The following is a 12,206-nucleotide window of genomic DNA, read 5'->3' as shown; positions in this document are numbered from 1 at the left end:
CCTCGGCAGCGACGTACTGACCCCCGTCGAAAGCGAACCTGTGACCACCGCGACCGCACCCAAGACCGCGCCCGCGCCCTCCGCGGAACTCGCGCAACTCGCCGCCGCCCACGGCCTCACCCTCAGCGGCGCCCGCCCCACGCTCCCCCGCTACATCGCGGAGCTCTGGAACCGCCGCCACTTCGTGACCGCGTACGCGACCGCCCGTATGCAGGCCACGTACAGCTCCGCCAAGCTCGGCCAGCTCTGGCACCTGGTGACCCCGCTGCTGAACGCGGCCGTCTACTACTTCATCTTCGGCATCGTGATGAAGGCCAGCAACGGCGTGCCGGACTACGTCCCCTTCCTGATCACCGGCATCTTCGTCTGGGACTTCATCGGCAGCTCCATCAACGCCGGCACCCGCGCCGTCCACAGCAACCGCGGCCTGGTCCGCGCCCTGCACTTCCCCCGCGCGAGCCTGCCCATCTCCACCGTCGTCCAGCTCTTCCAGCAGCTGCTCGTCACCATGGGCGCCCTGGTCGTCCTGCTGCTGGCCTTCGGCCAGCGGCCCGCCTGGTCCTGGTTCCTGGCCGTGCCGACGCTGCTGCTGATGGCCGTCTTCGCCGCCGGCTGCGCCATGGTCATGGCCCGCATCGGCAGCAAGAGCCCGGACGTCAGCCAGCTGATGCCCTTCGTGCTGCGCACCTGGATGTACTCCTCGGGCGTCATGTGGTCCATCGACCAGATGCTCAAGTCGGACCACCTGCCGCACCACTGGGTGCTGATGCTGCTCAAGCTCAACCCCGCCGCCGTCTACATCGACCTGATGCGCTTCGCGCTGATCGACAGCTTCGGGGCGCACTCGCTCCCGCCCCACGTGTGGCCCCTCGCCATCGGCTGGGCCCTGCTCGCCGGCGTCGGCGGCTTCATCTGGTTCTGGAAGGCAGAAGAGGAGTACGGCCGTGGCTGACACCGCGACGACGACCGACACCCGGGTACCCACCGTCATCGCCGACGGGGTCCACGTCATCTACAAGGTCCACGGAGCCGGCGCCCGCAAGGGCGGCGCCACCGCGGCGCTCAGCCGGGTCTTCTCCCGCCGCCCCTCCCCCGGCATGAAGGAGGTGCACGCCGTCAAGGGCGTCACCTTCACCGCCCACAAGGGCGAGGCCATCGGCCTCATCGGCTCCAACGGCTCGGGCAAGTCCACCCTGCTGGCCGCCATCGCAGGCCTCCAGCCGGTGGCCCGCGGCCGGATCTACTCGCACGGCCAGCCGTCCCTGCTGGGCGTGAACGCCGCCCTGATGAACGACCTGACCGGCGAGCGCAACGTCGTCCTCGGCGGCCTCGCGATGGGCATGTCCAAGCAGCAGATCCGCGAGCGCTACCAGGGCATCGTCGACTTCTCCGGCATCAACGAGAAGGACGACTTCATCTCCCTGCCCATGCGGACGTACTCCTCCGGGATGGGGGCCCGGCTGCGCTTCTCCATCGCCGCGGCCAAGGACCACGACGTCCTGATGATCGACGAGGCCCTGGCCACGGGCGACGCCGCGTTCCAGCGCCGCAGCCAGGCCCGCATCGAGGAACTCCGCGAGCACGCGGGCACCGTCTTCCTCGTCAGCCACAGCATCAACACGGTCCGCGAGACCTGCGACCGCGCGATCTGGCTGGAGGCGGGCGTCCTGCGCATGGACGGCCCCTCGGCGGAGGTCTGCGACGCCTACGAGGCCTTCACGGCGGGCCGCTGACCAGCCCCGGCACTCATTTCAGCCCGCCGGCGTTTGAGACGCCCATTCAGCCCCGCCGGCGTTTGAGGCGCGGGGGCCCGGGGGCAGCGCCCCCGCAACGGGCCGGGCCCGGGACCACAAGGTCCCGGGCCCGGCCCGTTCGGCAAAGCCGACCGATCAGCTGTGCACGCGCAACAGCGACCGCATCGTCCGCATCGCCACCGACAGATTCGCCAGGTCGAAGTCGTCCGACCCCTGGATCTCGTCCAGAGTCGTCCGCGCCCGCCCGATGATCGCCGCGTTCTTCTCCTCCCACGCCTTGAAGCGCTCTTCGGGAGTCGACGTGCCGTTGCCCACCGACAGCACATCGGCGGTCAGGGCCGCGTGCGCCGCGAACAGGTCCTCGCGGATGGACGCACGGGCCATCGACTGCCAGCGGTCGGACCGCGGCAGCTCGATGATCCGGTCCATCAGCTGGGTGATGTTCAGGCGGTCGGCGAGGTCGTAGTACACCTCGGCGACCTCCAGCGGGTCCACACCCGTACGGTCCGCGATCGCCACGATGTCGAGCGCCGGGAAGGCGGACGAGAAGCCGGCCACCTTGGCGGCCAGTTCCTCCGGAACACCCTCGCCCGTCAGCTCGTCCATGATCGACCGGTACCACTCCAGGTCGGCGCCGCGCACCAGCTTCGGCAGCTCGGCCCAGACCTGGACCACGCGCTCGGTGAAGAAGGCGATGGTCTCGGTGATCTGGAGCGGCTGCGGCCGGTTGTTCAGCAGCCAGCGGGTACCGCGCTCGACCAGGCGCCGCGAGTGCAGCCGCACCCGGGTCTGGACATCGGCGGCGACCTTGTTGTCGAGCGCCTCCACCGCGTCCCACACGTCGGCCAGGCCGAAGATCTCGCGGGCCGCGAGCTGCGCCCGGACGATCTCCTCCGTGGAGGCCCCGCTCTCCTCGCGCAGACGGTGCAGGAAGGTCGAACCACCGGTGTTGACCGTGTCGTTGACCAGGATGGTGGTGATGATCTCCCGACGCAGCGCGTGCGCGTCGATCTGCTCGGTGAGCCTGTCGGCCAGCGCGGCCGGGAAGTACGCGAAGAGCAGGCGGCGCAGGTACGGGTCGTCCGGCAGCTCGGTGGCGATGAGCTCGTCCGCCACCGTGATCTTGGTGTAGGCGAACAGCACGGCCAGCTCCGGCTGGGTCAGACCCTTGCCGCTCCCGAGCAGTTCGCGGATCTGCCGGTCCGTGGGCAGGAACTCCAGCGCCCGGTCCAGCCGTCCGTCGTTCTCCAGCCGGCGCATGTAGCGCTGCTGGGCGTGGAGCAGGCTCGGGGCCTGCGCCGCGCCGTTGGCGAGCGCGATGTTCTGCGCGTAGTTGTTGCGCAGCACCAGGTGGCCGACCTCGTCGGTCATCTGGGCGAGCAGCTTGTTGCGCTGCTTGACGGTCATGTCGCCGTCCGTGACGACCGCGTTCAGCAGGATCTTGATGTTCACCTCGTGGTCGGAGGTGTCCACGCCCGCGCTGTTGTCGATGGCGTCGGTGTTGACCTTGCCGCCCTCGCCGCCGGCGCCGCTGCGGGCGAACTCGATCCGGCCGAGCTGGGTCAGGCCCAGGTTGCCGCCCTCGCCGATGACCTTGGCCCGCACCTCGGAGCCGTTGACGCGGATCGCGTCGTTGGCCTTGTCGCCGACGTCCGCGTGCGTCTCGGCGGTGGCCTTGACGTACGTACCGATGCCGCCGTTCCACAGCAGGTCCACCGGGGACTGCAGGATCGCCTTCATCAGGTCGGCCGGGGTCATCTTGGTGACGCCGGCCTCGATGCCGAGGGCCTCACGGATCTGCGCGGTGATCGGGACGGCCTTCGCCGAACGCGGGTGGATGCCACCGCCCGCCGAGATCAGCGAGGTGTCGTAGTCGGCCCACGAGGAGCGCGGCAGCTCGAACAGGCGCCGGCGCTCGGCGTACGAGGTGGCCGCGTCCGGGTTCGGGTCGATGAAGATGTGCCGGTGGTCGAAGGCTGCGACCAGGCGGATGTGCTCGGAGAGCAGCATGCCGTTGCCGAACACGTCGCCGGACATGTCACCGACGCCGACGACGGTGAAGTCCTCGGTCTGGGTGTCGTGGCCGAGCTCGCGGAAGTGCCGCTTGACGGACTCCCACGCGCCGCGGGCGGTGATGCCCATGCCCTTGTGGTCGTAGCCGGCGGAGCCGCCCGACGCGAAGGCGTCGCCGAGCCAGAATCCGTAGGACTCGGCCACTCCGTTGGCGATGTCGGAGAAGGTCGCGGTGCCCTTGTCGGCGGCGACGACGAGGTAGGTGTCGTCCTCGTCGTGGCGGACCACGCCCTTGGGGGGCAGGACCTCGCCGGCGACCATGTTGTCGGTGATGTCGAGCAGCGCCGAGATGAAGATCTTGTACGAGGCGATGCCCTCGGCGAGCCAGGCGTCGCGGTCCACCGACGGGTCGGGGAGGTTCTTCGCGACGAAGCCGCCCTTGGCACCGACCGGCACGATCACGGTGTTCTTGACCATCTGCGCCTTGACCAGGCCGAGGATCTCCGTACGGAAGTCCTCGCGGCGGTCGGACCAGCGCAGGCCGCCTCGGGCGACCTTGCCGAAGCGCAGGTGGACGCCCTCGACGCGCGGGGAGTACACCCAGATCTCGAAGGCCGGACGCGGCGCGGGCAGGTCCGGGATGGCCTGCGGGTCGAACTTCATCGACACGTACGCGTGCTGCTCGCCCACGCCGTTGAGCTGGAAGAAGTTCGTGCGCAGCGTGGCCTTGATGAGGGTGAGGAAGGCCCGCAGGATGCGGTCCTCGTCGAGCGAGGCGACCTGGTCCAGGGCCCCGTCGAGCTCCTCCAGCATGGCGTCCACGAGCTCGCTGCCGGCGGTCTGGCGCACGGGCGCCATCCGGGCCTCGAAGAGCGAGACCAGCAGGCGGGTGGTGTGGACGTTGTTGCGGAGGGTGTCCTCCATGTAGTCCTGGCTGAAGGTGGAACCGGCCTGGCGCAGGTACTTGGCGTACGCGCGCAGGACGACGGCCTGCCGCCAGGTGAGCCCGGCGCTCAGCACCAGGGCGTTGAAGTTGTCGTTCTCGGCGTCGCCCTGCCAGACCGCGGCGAAGGCGTCCTGGAAGCGCTCGCGGGCGTCGTCGCCGAGGTAGTTGGTGTCCCCGCTGCCGGAGACGGGCATCCGCAGACCGAAGTCGTAGATCCACGCGCTGACCCGGTCGGAGCGGCGCAGCTCGTAGGGGCGCTCGTCGGTGACCTCGACGCCCAGGCGCTGCAGCACCGGCAGGACCGCCGAGAGCGAGACCTGGTCGCCGGTGCGGAAGATCTTGAACCGGCGCTCGCCGGGGCCCGCGCCCACGGGCTCGTAGAGCGAGAGCGCGAACTTGCGGTCGCTGGCGGCGAGCCGCTCCAGGTGGACCAGGTCGGCGACGGCCGCGCGCGGCGAGTGGTCGGCCTTGTAGCCCTCGGTGAAGGAGGTGCCGTAGCGGCGCAGCAGCTCGGCGGCGCGCTCCTCGCCGCACTCGGCGATCAGCGCTTCCTGGAAGCCGTCGGACCAGGAGCGGGCGGCCTCGACGAGACGGCCCTCGATGCGCTCGACGTCGGAGTCGGTCAGGGCGGGCAGCTCGGTGCCCTGCGGGACGCGGACGACGAAGTGGATGCGGGACAGGATCGACTCGGTGTTCCACGCGGTGAAGTCGACGCTGATGCCGCCGAGTTCCTCCCTGAGGATGTCCATCAGGCGCAGCCGGACGCCGGTGGTGAACCGGTCGCGGGGCAGGTAGACCAGCGCCGAGTAGTAGCGGCCGTACTCGTCCTGGCGCAGGTAGAGCCGCAGCCGGCGGCGTTCCTGGAGGTACAGGACGGAGGTGACGATGGCCTGGAGCTGGTCGACCGGGGTCTGGAACAGCTCGTCGCGCGGGTAGGTCTCCAGGATCTGCAGCAGGTCGCGGCCGTCGTGGCTGCTCGGCGCGAAGCCGGCGCCGTCGAGGACCTCGACGACCTTGCGGCGGATGACCGGGACGCGGCGCACCGACTCGGTGTACGCGGCGGAGGAGAACAGGCCGAGGAAGCGGCGCTCACCGACGACGTTGCCGTCGGCGTCGAACTTCTTGACGCCGACGTAGTCGAGGTACGAGGGGCGGTGCACGGTGGAGCGGCTGTTGGCCTTGGTCAGCACCAGCAGGCGGTGCTCGCGGGCCTTGGCGCGGGCGTCGGCCGGCAGCCGGTTGAAGGACGGCGAGACCGGGTGGCCGTCGTCCTTGCCGCTGTGGTGCGGGTCGGAGCGCAGGATGCCGAGGCCGGTGCCGGGCACGGCGGACAGGGCATCGCCGTCGACGAGGTTGTACTCGCGGTAGCCGAGGAAGGTGAAGTGGTCGTCCGCGAGCCAGCGCAGCAGCTCACGGGCCTCTTCGAGCTCGTATTCGCGCAGGTCGGGGGCGGTCGGCTCCTCGGGCAGGCCCTCGGCGATGCGCAGCGCGGCGTCGCGCATCTTCTCCCAGTCCTCGACGGACTCCCGGACGTCGGACAGGACGCGCTGCAGATCGGCGGTGATCTGCTTGAGATCGGCCTTGTCGGTCTCGCGGTCGATCTCGACGTGGATCCAGGACTCGACGAGGGAGTCGTGGGGGCGCGCGGTACGGGGGCCGTGGGCGTCGCAGTCGGGGCCGAGGATCTCGATCAGCTTGCCGGTGATGTCACGGCGGACGACGACCTGCGGGTGGATCACCAGGTGGATGCCGCGGCCCTGGCGTGACAGCTCGTTCGTCACGGAGTCCACGAGGAAGGGCATGTCGTCGGTGACCACCTCGACGACGGAGTGGCTGGAGGTCCAGCCGTTCTCCTCCACCGTGGGGGTGTGCACGCGCACGTTCGCGGTGCCCTGTGGCCGGTTCTCGCCGAGCCGGTAGTGCGAGAGCGCGGCTCCGAACACGTCGACCGGGTCCCGGTCCGCGAGGTCCTCGGGCGCCGTGTGCAGGTAGTAGCGCTGGAGGTAGGAGATCACCGCGTCCTGATCTGGACGCTCTCCCCGCTCGGACCCAGTCGGAAGTAGCCCCCCGGCCGGGCTGTGCTCAGCTACCCGGGCCGCCCGTGCGAGCAGCTCGGCCTTTGCTTCGTCCAGCTTGGTCTGCATGTCCTCTGGCTCCTGTCGCGCGCCATTGCGTGACGTAGGTGAAGGAAGGAATGACATAGCGCCGCGAGGCGGGGTGTCCGTTCGGGATCGACGCTATGTCGTCGAGAGAGCCGCCCGGGAGGGAATGAGCCATGATCGGCCGGATGTCCCGGGGGCGGGGATCAGCGAAGGCCCGGGCACGGTCGTGCGCCGGGCGCAGGCCGGAGGCTCCAGTGCCCCCGATGACTATCGCGCTGATCACGGGTACAAGGCTATCCCGACCTACCCCCAGGACGTCATTCGCTGCTTCTGTACAAATCTTGGGGTGGAACTTTGACACTCTGGCCAGCGACGTGACCGGCCGTCCGTGCAGCGGCCCGTCCCGTCGCTGTCCAGTCGCTGTCCAGTCGCTATCCGGCCAGCTCGCGAGCTGTGAGTACGGCCTCTGCCAGGCTGTCGACGACCGGCACACCGGCTGATTCCAGACTGCTGCGGCTGTGCGAACCGCCCGTGTACAGAACCGCCCGGGCACCGACGTGGGCGGCGGCGAGCGCGTCGTCCACGGCGTCTCCGATGAGGACCGTACGGTCCGCCGTCACACCCGTCCCGTCGAGGGCGGCCAGGTGGCGTACGAGGTGTCCGGCCTTGGAGGTGTGGGAGGGGCCGGTCCGCCCGTCGACGCGCAGGAAGTGCTGGTCGATGCCGTGGGACCGGACCAGGGGCACGAGCCTGTCGTGGGGCGCGAGTGACAGCAGGGACTGGGTCAGCCCGCCCAGCTGCCAGTCCCGGAGCAGCTCGCGGGCACCCTCGGCCAGCCCGGCGCCCTCGGCGGCGGCCCAGTAGTGGCGGTGGAAGGTGTCGTCCATGACGAGCCACTCCTCCTCGGTGGGCAGCCGCCCCATGAGGCGCTCGTAGAACTTGGGCACCGGTACGACGTACAGGTCGCGGTAGGTCTCCAGGGTGATCGGCGCGAAGCCGAGCTCGGCGAAGGAGGCGTTGGTCGCGGCTATGACGGCGTCGATGTCGTGGAGGAGCGTGCCGTTCCAGTCCCAGACGATGTGGTTCGGGTTCGGGATCACCGGCATCACTTCAGCAGCCCCGGGATCTCCTGGACGCCGAACCACAGCAGCTCGTGGTCCTCGGCGCCGTCGACGGTGAACTGCGCGTCCGCGTCACCGCCGTCGGCGGCGGGCAGGGCCGCAGCGGCGGCGGCCACGTCCGCTTCGGCGTCGTCGGCGTCCACGTGCACGGCGGCGGCCACGGCGAGCCGCAGGGCGGCGGCGAGGGTCACCTGGCCGAGCGTGGCCTCGTCGAGCCCCGGAGCGGCCGTGGCGGCCTTGTCGTCGACGTCGAGGGCGACCACGACGCGTCGGCGCGGGGCGGTCGCGTCCGCGGCGACCAGCCGCAGGGAGGCGAGCGCGGCCCGGTTCAGGGCCGCGTACTCCAGCTCCTCGATGTCGTCCGACACGTACCACTCGCGCAGCCCGGGGGTGACGGCGTACGCCCGCAGCGGGGCGGGGCCCAGCTCACCCGCCTTGTGCACCTCGGCGAGCCCGGGGAGGGTCAGGGGGACGTACACGCGCATGGCCGGCTGCTTTCGGTAGTCGGAAACGCCCCCAGGATACGACTCGGGGGGAGCCGGCCGGGTGATGGACTCCGTCCCCCTTCGGGGCGCCGGAGCGGGAGCCGCCCCCGTCCACCCGGGTCCTCGTACGAGCGCCGGCCGCGGCCGGGGACCGGGAGCCGCTCACCCTGATAGGGGAACCGGGCGGACGGCCCGCGGGGCCGCGGGTGTGGTTGCGGAGCGTGTTCGGCGGCCGTAGAAGATCCCCATCAAGTTACCGCCCGGTATGACTCCGGGCCCGGCCTGTTCGGGGGCAGATCGCGATGGACACCACGATGCGCGGCACGATGACCGGCAACGACGGCAGCCGCCGGCGGCCGGCGGGCCGCACCCGGACCCGGCCCGCCGGCCGCCGCGACCCGCGGCGCCCCGCAGGCCCCCCGCGCACCCTGCGGCCGGGGCCGCACCACTGGTTCGCCGAACACCTCCTCGCGGTGGTCAGCGGCCTGCGCCCGGTCCACTCGCTCCTCGGTCACACCGTCGGCCCCGCCTACCAGCAGCTGATCGCCCTGGCCCCCACGGAGCCCCTCCGCGACCGCCTCCGCCCGGTCATCCGCCAGTGCGGCCGCTTCACTCCCGGCCCGGGAGTCATCGAGGCCTTCGCCCGCATCGCCTCGGGCGACCGCCTGTCGGCCATGGCCTTCCGCCTCGAACAGGGCCCTGACCTCCGCTGGCGCTGCGCAGCGGTAGAAATCCAGGGCCGCCGCCCGTGACATTTCAGCCCCGCCGCACCACCCCGGCCCCACCGGCGTTCGAAGCGCTCCTTCAGCCCCGCCGGCGTTCGAGGCGCGGGGTCCGGGGCGGAGCCCCGGCAACGGCGCCGCACGGCACGACACAACGCGGCCGGGGCCGGACACCCCACGGTGTCCGGCCCCGGCCGACAGCTCGCCCTCAGCCCAGCGGCAACGCCGGGTTACTTCTTCCGGCGACGCCCACCGGCAGCCTTCTGCGCCTTGCGCCGCTCCGCCCGCGTCATCCCGTCACCCTCACCGCCGACGGCGTCGCTGTCGAAGTCGCCCTCGATGACACCGCCCTCCCCGTCCACCGTCGGCGCCGAGAAGTGCAGCCGGTCCGGCCGCTGCGGAGCGTCCAGCCCCTTCGCCCGGATCTCCGGACGCGCACCCGCCGGCTCCTTCGTCAGGGAAGGCGCCGTGTCCTGCACCGGGAGCTCCTCGACCTGCTGCTCGACCTGGACCTCCAGGTTGAACAGGTAGCCGACGGACTCCTCCTTGATGCCCTCCTGCATGGCGTTGAACATGTCGAAGCCCTCGCGCTGGTACTCGACCAGCGGGTCCTTCTGGGCCATGGCCCGCAGGCCGATGCCCTCCTGCAGGTAGTCCATCTCATACAGGTGCTCACGCCACTTGCGGTCGAGCACCGACAGGACCACGCGCCGCTCCAGCTCACGCATGATCTCGGAGCCGAGCGTCTTCTCGCGGGTCTCGTACTGCTCGTGGATGTCGTCCTTGACGGACTCCGCGATGAACTCGGCGGTGATGCCCGCGCGGTCGCCCGCGGCCTCCTCCAGCTCCTCGATGGTGACCTTCACCGGGTAGAGCTGCCGGAAGGCGTTCCACAGCCGCTCCAGGTCCCACTCCTCGGCGAAGCCCTCGACCGTCTCGGCCGCGATGTACGCGTCGATGGTGTCGTCCATCATGAAGCGGACCTGCTCCTGGAGGTCCTCGCCCTCCAGGACGCGGCGGCGCTCGCCGTAGATGACCTCGCGCTGGCTGTTGAGGACCTCGTCGTACTTCAGGACGTTCTTGCGCGTCTCGAAGTTCTGGGTCTCGACCTGCGACTGGGCCGACGCGATCGCGCGCGTCACCATCTTGTTCTCGATCGGCACGTCGTCCGGGACGTTCGCCATCGCCATGACGCGCTCGACCATCTGCGCCTTGAACAGGCGCATCAGGTCGTCGCCCAGCGACAGGTAGAAGCGGGACTCGCCCGGGTCGCCCTGTCGGCCGGAGCGGCCGCGCAGCTGGTTGTCGATACGGCGCGACTCGTGGCGCTCGGTGCCCAGCACGTACAGCCCGCCGAGCTCCTTGACCTCCTCGAACTCCGCCTTCACCGCGGCCTCGGCCCGGGTGAGCGCCGAGGGAAGGGCGTGCGCCCACTCCTCGATGTGCTCCTCCGGGTCCAGGCCCTGCTGGCGCAGCTCGGCCTCGGCCAGGTCGTCCGGGTTGCCGCCGAGCTTGATGTCGGTACCGCGGCCGGCCATGTTCGTGGCGACGGTGACGGCGCCGCGGCGGCCGGCCTGGGCGACGATCGTCGCCTCACGGTCGTGCTGCTTGGCGTTGAGCACCTCGTGCGGGATGCCGCGCTTGGAGAGCTGCTGGGAGAGGTACTCGGACTTCTCGACCGACGTCGTACCGACGAGGATCGGCTGGCCCTTCTCGTGCTTCTCCGCGATGTCGTCGACGACGGCGGCGAACTTCGCGACCTCGGTCCGGTAGATCAGGTCCGGCTGGTCCTTGCGGACCATGTCGCGGTTGGTCGGGATCGGGACGACACCGAGCTTGTAGATCTGGTGGAACTCGGCGGCCTCGGTCATGGCCGTACCGGTCATGCCCGACAGCTTCGAGTAGAGGCGGAAGAAGTTCTGCAGGGTGATCGTGGCGAGGGTCTGGTTCTCGTCCTTGATGTCCACCCCTTCCTTCGCCTCGATCGCCTGGTGCATGCCCTCGTTGTAGCGGCGGCCGGCGAGGATACGACCGGTGTGCTCGTCGACGATCATGACTTCGCCGTCGATGACGACGTAGTCCTTGTCGTTCTTGAAGAGCTCCTTGGCCTTGATCGCGTTGTTGAGGTAACCGACGAGCGGGGTGTTCACCGACTCGTAGAGGTTCTCGATGCCGAGCCAGTCCTCGACCTTGGCGACACCGGACTCGTGGATGGCGACGGTGCGCTTCTTCTCGTCGACCTCGTAGTCGCCGGTCTCCTCGATGCCCTTCAGCGGCTGGCCGGCCTCGCCCCTGGTCAGGCGGGTCACCAGCTTCGCGAAGTCGCCGTACCACTTCGTGGCCTGGTCGGCCGGGCCGGAGATGATCAGCGGGGTACGGGCCTCGTCGACCAGGATCGAGTCGACCTCGTCGACCACGGCGAAGTTGTGGCCGCGCTGGACGAGCTCGTCCTGGGACCACGCCATGTTGTCGCGCAGGTAGTCGAAGCCGAACTCGTTGTTCGTGCCGTAGGTGATGTCGCAGTTGTACTGCTCGCGGCGCTGGGCGGGCGACATGTTCGCCAGGATGCAGCCGACCTCCAGGCCGAGGAACTTGTGCACCCGGCCCATCAGCTCGGAGTCGCGCTCAGCGAGGTAGTCGTTCACCGTGATCAGGTGGACGCCCTTGCCGGACAGTGCGTTCAGGTACGCCGGGAGCGTGCCGACGAGGGTCTTGCCCTCACCGGTCTTCATCTCGGCCACGTGGCCGAGATGCAGCGCCGCGCCACCCATGATCTGGACGTCGTAGTGCCGCTGGCCGAGGACGCGCTTCGCCGCCTCGCGTACGGTCGCGAAGGCCTCGGGCAGCAGGTCGTCCAGGCTCTCGCCGTCCTGGAAACGCTGCTTGTACTCGTCCGTGAGCGCTCGCAACTCGGCGTCGGAGAGGTTGATGAAGTCCTCTTCGATGGAGTTGACCTGGTCCGCGATGCGGTGCAGTTTGCGCAGGATCTTGCCTTCGCCTGCACGCATGAGCTTGTTGAAGACGGACACCGAGGTTTGTCTCCTTGCCGGTCGGGCCTGGGCA

General features: G+C 70.0%; 7 protein-coding genes. 3 read left to right on the top strand and 4 right to left on the bottom strand.

What is annotated here, in order from left to right; genetic code table 11:
- Nucleotides 1–40: 40 nt before the first annotated feature.
- The gene (locus IE257_RS32130) at nucleotides 41–952 is read left to right on the top strand and encodes an ABC transporter permease (RefSeq protein ID WP_189973369.1); all 912 of its coding nucleotides are present in this window, start codon (nucleotides 41–43) and stop codon (nucleotides 950–952) included.
- Nucleotides 945–1,733: an ABC transporter ATP-binding protein gene (locus IE257_RS32125; protein WP_189973368.1), complete on the top strand. Its 789-nt coding sequence runs from the start codon at nucleotides 945–947 to the stop codon at nucleotides 1,731–1,733. The genes IE257_RS32130 and IE257_RS32125 overlap by 8 nt, the downstream gene beginning before the upstream one ends.
- A 156-nt stretch (nucleotides 1,734–1,889) precedes the next feature.
- Here the strand turns inward: IE257_RS32125 and IE257_RS32120 are convergent, their stop codons facing one another.
- The 3 genes from IE257_RS32120 to IE257_RS32110 form a co-directional block, all read right to left on the bottom strand.
- Nucleotides 1,890–6,857, bottom strand: coding sequence for an NAD-glutamate dehydrogenase (locus IE257_RS32120; protein ID WP_189973367.1), 4,968 nt, complete (start codon nucleotides 6,855–6,857; stop codon nucleotides 1,890–1,892).
- A gap of 389 nt (nucleotides 6,858–7,246) precedes the next feature.
- Nucleotides 7,247–7,915: an HAD family hydrolase gene (locus IE257_RS32115; protein ID WP_229920777.1), complete on the bottom strand. Its 669-nt coding sequence runs from the start codon at nucleotides 7,913–7,915 to the stop codon at nucleotides 7,247–7,249.
- Between the two features lie 5 nt (nucleotides 7,916–7,920).
- Nucleotides 7,921–8,421 carry a DUF6912 family protein gene (locus tag IE257_RS32110; RefSeq protein WP_189973365.1) on the bottom strand — a complete coding sequence of 167 codons (501 nt, stop codon included), beginning with the start codon at nucleotides 8,419–8,421 and terminating at the stop codon, nucleotides 7,921–7,923.
- Between the two features lie 302 nt (nucleotides 8,422–8,723).
- On the opposite strand from IE257_RS32110, the gene IE257_RS32105 reads away from it, so the two are divergent.
- Nucleotides 8,724–9,173 carry an Rv3235 family protein gene (locus IE257_RS32105; RefSeq protein WP_229920776.1) on the top strand — a complete coding sequence of 150 codons (450 nt, stop codon included), beginning with the start codon at nucleotides 8,724–8,726 and terminating at the stop codon, nucleotides 9,171–9,173.
- Between the two features lie 200 nt (nucleotides 9,174–9,373).
- Here the strand turns inward: IE257_RS32105 and secA are convergent, their stop codons facing one another.
- Nucleotides 9,374–12,172, bottom strand: coding sequence for a preprotein translocase subunit SecA (gene secA / locus IE257_RS32100; protein WP_189973364.1), 2,799 nt, complete (start codon nucleotides 12,170–12,172; stop codon nucleotides 9,374–9,376).
- Nucleotides 12,173–12,206: the final 34 nt, after the last annotated feature.

This window comes from Streptomyces avidinii (genome assembly GCF_014650695.1).
GTDB lineage: Bacteria > Actinomycetota > Actinomycetes > Streptomycetales > Streptomycetaceae > Streptomyces > Streptomyces avidinii.
The sequence above is the reverse complement of the archived record's forward strand: the minus strand, read 5'-3'. Positions and strand labels throughout refer to the sequence as shown.

Excerpts from the sequence above, each read along its gene's own strand:
- IE257_RS32105 (WP_229920776.1), top strand. The coding sequence starts at position 8,724 with ATGGACACCACGATGCGCGGCACGATGACCGGCAACGACGGCAGCCGC.
- IE257_RS32120 (WP_189973367.1), bottom strand. The coding sequence starts at position 6,857 with ATGCAGACCAAGCTGGACGAAGCAAAGGCCGAGCTGCTCGCACGGGCG.
- IE257_RS32110 (WP_189973365.1), bottom strand. The coding sequence starts at position 8,421 with ATGCGCGTGTACGTCCCCCTGACCCTCCCCGGGCTCGCCGAGGTGCAC.